General features: G+C 57.3%; 2 protein-coding genes and 2 pseudogenes. 2 read left to right on the forward strand and 2 right to left on the reverse strand.

The genetic code is table 11. The annotated features are described in order from the left end of the window. Positions 1-488: pseudogene (locus tag HMPREF2806_RS13735) on the reverse strand (transposase); the annotation flags it as partial. Positions 489-1,208: 720 nt separating this feature from the next. Here HMPREF2806_RS13735 and HMPREF2806_RS13555 point away from each other — a divergent pair. Beyond that, the gene (locus tag HMPREF2806_RS13555) at positions 1,209-2,486 is read left to right on the forward strand and encodes a Fic family protein (RefSeq protein WP_070516408.1); all 1,278 of its coding nucleotides are present in this window, start codon (positions 1,209-1,211) and stop codon (positions 2,484-2,486) included. Between the two features lie 137 nt (positions 2,487-2,623). Here the strand turns inward: HMPREF2806_RS13555 and HMPREF2806_RS04270 are convergent, their stop codons facing one another. Next, positions 2,624-3,784, reverse strand: a complete 1,161-nt coding sequence (locus HMPREF2806_RS04270) for an RtcB family protein (RefSeq protein WP_070516412.1) — start codon at positions 3,782-3,784, stop codon at positions 2,624-2,626. Between the two features lie 544 nt (positions 3,785-4,328). Here HMPREF2806_RS04270 and HMPREF2806_RS13560 point away from each other — a divergent pair. After that, positions 4,329-4,647: pseudogene (locus HMPREF2806_RS13560) on the forward strand (hypothetical protein); the annotation flags it as partial.

A 4,647-nucleotide genomic window follows, 5' to 3' on the forward strand; every position in this document is an offset into this window, starting at 1 on the left:
AATAGGGTGTCCACTAAACGAGGGTAACCTCAGATCGTTGAGTTCGGCAGTGATGCGACGAGCGCCCCACACGCCGTTTTCAGCATCGAAAATGGCCTGGATCTCCGCGGCCATCACAGCGTCATCTACAAGGCGCGCACGGCGCCGCGGAGCCGATTTCTTCCATTTGTAGTACGAAGACCGATTTAGGCCCAGGACTGTGCACATCCGCTTGACCGAGTAGTCGGCGAGATTGTCACAGGCGAACTGGAAGCGGATCACTAGGTCGTCTCTTCCGCAAAATACTTCGCAGCCTTGCGCAGAATATCGCGCTCTTCACGAAGCCTTTTGTTTTCGCGTTCTAACTGGCGAATTCTTTCCGCATCAGCAAGCTTTTCTACGGGTGACGATGCATCATCATCCTTAGGCACGTTGGTGCCGAATTGCTTGTACCAGTATCCCAAAGTCGAGCGATTTATCCCGAGTTCTTCTGCGACCTTGCGCATCGAGGTATGACGTGAGCCGCAGTCGACAACCGAACAAAATCATCGAAAGCCTGTCCCGACTCTGATTCATGGAAGTAAACAACGTTCTTCTGCGCTACTTCTCGCGAAGGATCCTGCGCCACATCGAGGTTTCCCGACCGCAGTCGCGTAATTGAAGATTTAGCGCGACCATAGGCTTCGAGCAAATTGAACAAGAACTCGCGATCATATTCGGCACGGCCACCTAGTTTCGACGTTCGTTCCTCGACTGCGCGCAGGTTCAACTTTGCCATTGTGACGCCTCTATTCCCTTTATCAATTCACGAAAATCTACAGCTCAACCGGGCAAGACCACGATCAAGGGGCCGCCACAGACAAACCTTCGATAATCATAACAAGGCTCACTTGGTGTAATGCCGGCTTCGTCTCTCCGGCCTCAAATTCCGCTGCCTTCATATCAGCATCACTTCAGCTTCTCGGAACTCTCCTGTTCCAGTTCTCCTGCCGACCGCAAAGAAGAATATTCTTTAGCAATCAATCGTCCCCGCTTACGCAAGACTTCGAGGTTATATCCGGCTTCTGCCTCGTCTGCACAACATTGAAGCATCTTACCGGTTACTGGAGCTCCGTTAATCTTTTGTGCTCGCAGTCCACCGGGATAACAGCTATCCCGGTAAACTAGGATATCAATCTACCGAGATAAGCCTTATCCCCAGTGCATCGAGCGCATGAGAGGAGTCAACTGTGGCAGAGACAGTCGAATTGGAATGGATCCCCACTGATGGCAGCGGTCTTTCTCGACGCGCCAAACAAGGAGGTAAGTATCACGCTTTCGTTCCCGATCCCCTCGCAGGCATGTCGTTGAAGCTTCCGTCCGAGCTCTCGCGACGTATCGTTCGCATCGAGCGGGAGATTCACAATCTTGGGATGAGAGACAATACCCACTCCCTTGAAGGAGTTGCGCGACTCCTGCTCCGTTCTGAGGCCGTCGCTTCCTCCCGGATCGAGGGAATCGCTCCCAACTCCGACAAAGTGGCCATGGCGATCCTCGCGCGCGAATCAGATTCCGAAATTCGGGGTTTCAAAGAATCCGCAACAGCTGTCGCCCGCAATGTCGCCATCCTCGACACCATCAATGCAGACTTGGCTTACAAAGACGAGCTGGTCCTGGATGACCTTGTTGCAATACAGACAGCGCTCGTTGCAGAAAAGCCTTTACAAGGAGTACGTACTACTCAAAACTGGATTGGCGGATCTGACTATCACCCCATCGATGCAGCTTTTGTTCCCCCGCCTCCCGTGCAAGTCCCGGAACTCCTCGATGATCTCATTGAATACTTCAACGGGGCAGACCACGCCGCGCTCGTTCAAGCAGCGCTCGTTCATGCACAGTTCGAGACCATCCACCCATTCCCGGATGGGAATGGACGCGTGGGGCGAGCCATGATTCACGCACTTTTGCAGCGCAGAGGGCTCACCGATGCTGCAGTTCTCCCCGTCAGTATGGTTCTGGCAACACTCGGTGACCGTTACGTCGACGGACTCACGAGATTCCGCGAGGGTGACGTGCTGGCATGGATCTCCTTCTTCGTCGAGGCTGCACAAGTTGCCACCACCAAAGCAGCTGAACTTGCGGATAGCGTCGCCGCCCTAGAAGCAGAATGGATGGACAAGGTCAATCACCACCGCACTGCGCAAGGAAGCAAGCGCGCATTGAAATCGAATTCGACAGAGTTCCAACTGCTCAAGAAGCTTCCTGCCATGCCTTTGGTCACGGTGTCCATCGTGAAGTCCGAGCTGGGGATTTCATCGACAAGCACGGCCCGAGATGCTCTCGATTCACTCACCGACGCTGGCATTCTGCGTAAGAAAGTCATCGGTGCGGGCGGGCTTCTCGGTTACTTCGCTGACGATGTTTTCATGTTGGTCGACGATGCTGAACGCCAACTCGCCTCGACGCAGTTTAATACTCGGCTTTCACCTCCGACTGGACGTGCAGTTCCAGCCCTTCGCGATAAATAAAAAGTAATCAATAGTGGTCACGCACTTTGTTTCCTTACATAAGGCAAAACGTCGTGCTGATGCGACGCTGCAGGAGGGGACATCGGAAAGCTTGAAAGGGACCTTCACTAAAAATGACGGTCCCATCATGGCGCAGGTTAGGTGCCCTTGACGTTGAGGATCTGGCGCAGGGTGTGCTTGACCTCAACGAGCTGGGCGGCATCGGCCATCACGCGGTCGATGTCCTTATAGGCGTCCGGAATCTCATCGACGAACTCGGCGCCGGGACGATAGACGATCCCTTCCATGCGTGCGGCAAGGTCCGCCTCGGTGAAGCGGGCCTTGGCCTGGGTGCGCGACATGACGCGACCCGCGCCGTGCGGCGCAGACTTGAGGCCCGGCGGGTAGCCCTTGCCTTCCACGACGTAGCTAGTGGTGCCCATCGAGCCGGGGATGAGGCCGAGGTCGCTTTCGTCCGCCTTGATGGCGCCCTTACGCGTGAGCCACACGTTCTTACCGTAGTGGTTCTCGCGCTGGGTGTAGTTGTGGTGGCAATTGATGCGCTCGAGCTCGAGGGTCTCGCGATCCGCGCCGGACCAGGTGGCGACGCAGTCGAGGAAGCGGTCCATCATCTCATCGCGGTTGAGCAGCGCAAAGTGCTGTGCCCAGTGGAGATCCGCAATGTAGGAGTCGAACTCTTCCGTGCCCTCGACGAGGTAGGCCAGGTCCTTGTCCGCGAGCTGGATCCAATGCTTCTCGCAGTGGCGCTGCGCGGCCTTGATGTGTTTCTGGGCAATCTTGTTGCCCACGCCGCGCGAGCCAGAATGCAGGAACAGCCAGACGCGGTCCTCTTCGTCGAGACACAGCTCGATGAAGTGGTTGCCACCGCCCAAGCTGCCCAGCTGCTGACGCCAGTTTTTGGAGTGGCCGAGATCCACGCCGGTGTCCTGGGCCAGCTGCGCGAGCTCACGCGTACGAGCCTCGGTGCGCGGGTCCATGATCCAACCGTTGTAATTGCCGGGCGAGAGCGGAATGGAGTCTTCGACTGCGGTGCGCAGGTCCTCGAGCGCGAAGTCCTGGATATCCGCGTGCGTGAGGTGGGTCCGCACGGCAATCATGCCGCAGCCGATGTCCACGCCGACGGCCGCCGGGATGACGGCACGCAGCGTGCCGAAGACGGTGCCGACCGAGGAGCCCTTGCCAAAGTGGGCATCAGGCATGAGCGCCACGTGTGGGTAGACGAAGGGCAGGTCAGCGACGAGTTGTGCCTGCGCCACCGTCTTGTCTTCAACAATGGAGGCGAAGTTGTGCAGGCGCATAAGAGAGCCTTTCTCTGCGTTTACGTAACGCAGTTCGTGAGAAAGGGCCTGCTTGTGCGGCTGACTTGTGAGTTGTGCGCGCGGGTCGCGCGGCTGGCACCAACGTCCGGGATAAGCAGGGCCGCTTTCCCGGGAAATGGTCAAGTCAGCCTTATTAGAAGAGTTGCTTAAAGAAGCGTCCTAGCGGCTGATTGTTATGGGTCATCATCGCGGTTCGCCTCCTTTAGCTTTCTCGTTCTTCTTTCGGGCTGTTAGTGCTGCGTGTGAACCTACACGATGTACGCGATTTCTACAAGCAATTAATGATGCAAGGAAATTCACCCAGCCACGAAAACTTGACACCGTCCATTCAACCGCATTCACTGCCTGCTCATTTGTTCGTCCGTCTGGCGGGGTGTCGTGCGCCGTGACAAGCTTCGTTTAATCGTTCAGCCCGCCTCGCCCTAGTCGAGAGTGGGCTGGATCTTTATCTTGGTTATGCAGCAAGAGTGCACTGGGCAAGGCCGACGTCGTGGTCGCCGGCGGCATCGACGAGCGCTTCATCTCCCGCGCCAACGACCCGAACGAGTCCGAGCTGCACTCCATCCTGTGGCCGGCCATCGGGCGCGACGCGGATCAACCGATGTTTGTCATCTCCCAAAAAGACGCTCACCGGCCACTCCAAAGCCGGCGCCGCGCTCTTCCAGACCGGCGGTATCATCGACGTCTTCCGCACGCACCGCATCCCGGCGAACGTGTCCCTGGACTGCGTCGACCCGCTCATCGCCCCGAAGGCGCCGAACCTGGTGTGGCTGCACTCCCCGCTGGACCTCGGCTCTGCGGGCCACAGCGTGAAGGCCGCGGCGCTGACCTCGCTTGGCTTC

It is taken from the genome of Corynebacterium sp. HMSC076G08 (assembly GCF_001811515.1).
In the GTDB taxonomy this organism is placed as follows: domain Bacteria; phylum Actinomycetota; class Actinomycetes; order Mycobacteriales; family Mycobacteriaceae; genus Corynebacterium; species Corynebacterium hiratae.

What these genes read in the sequence shown, in the direction of transcription:
- HMPREF2806_RS04270 (WP_070516412.1), bottom strand. Translation starts at nt 3,784, where the DNA reads ATGCGCCTGCACAACTTCGCCTCCATTGTTGAAGACAAGACGGTGGCG.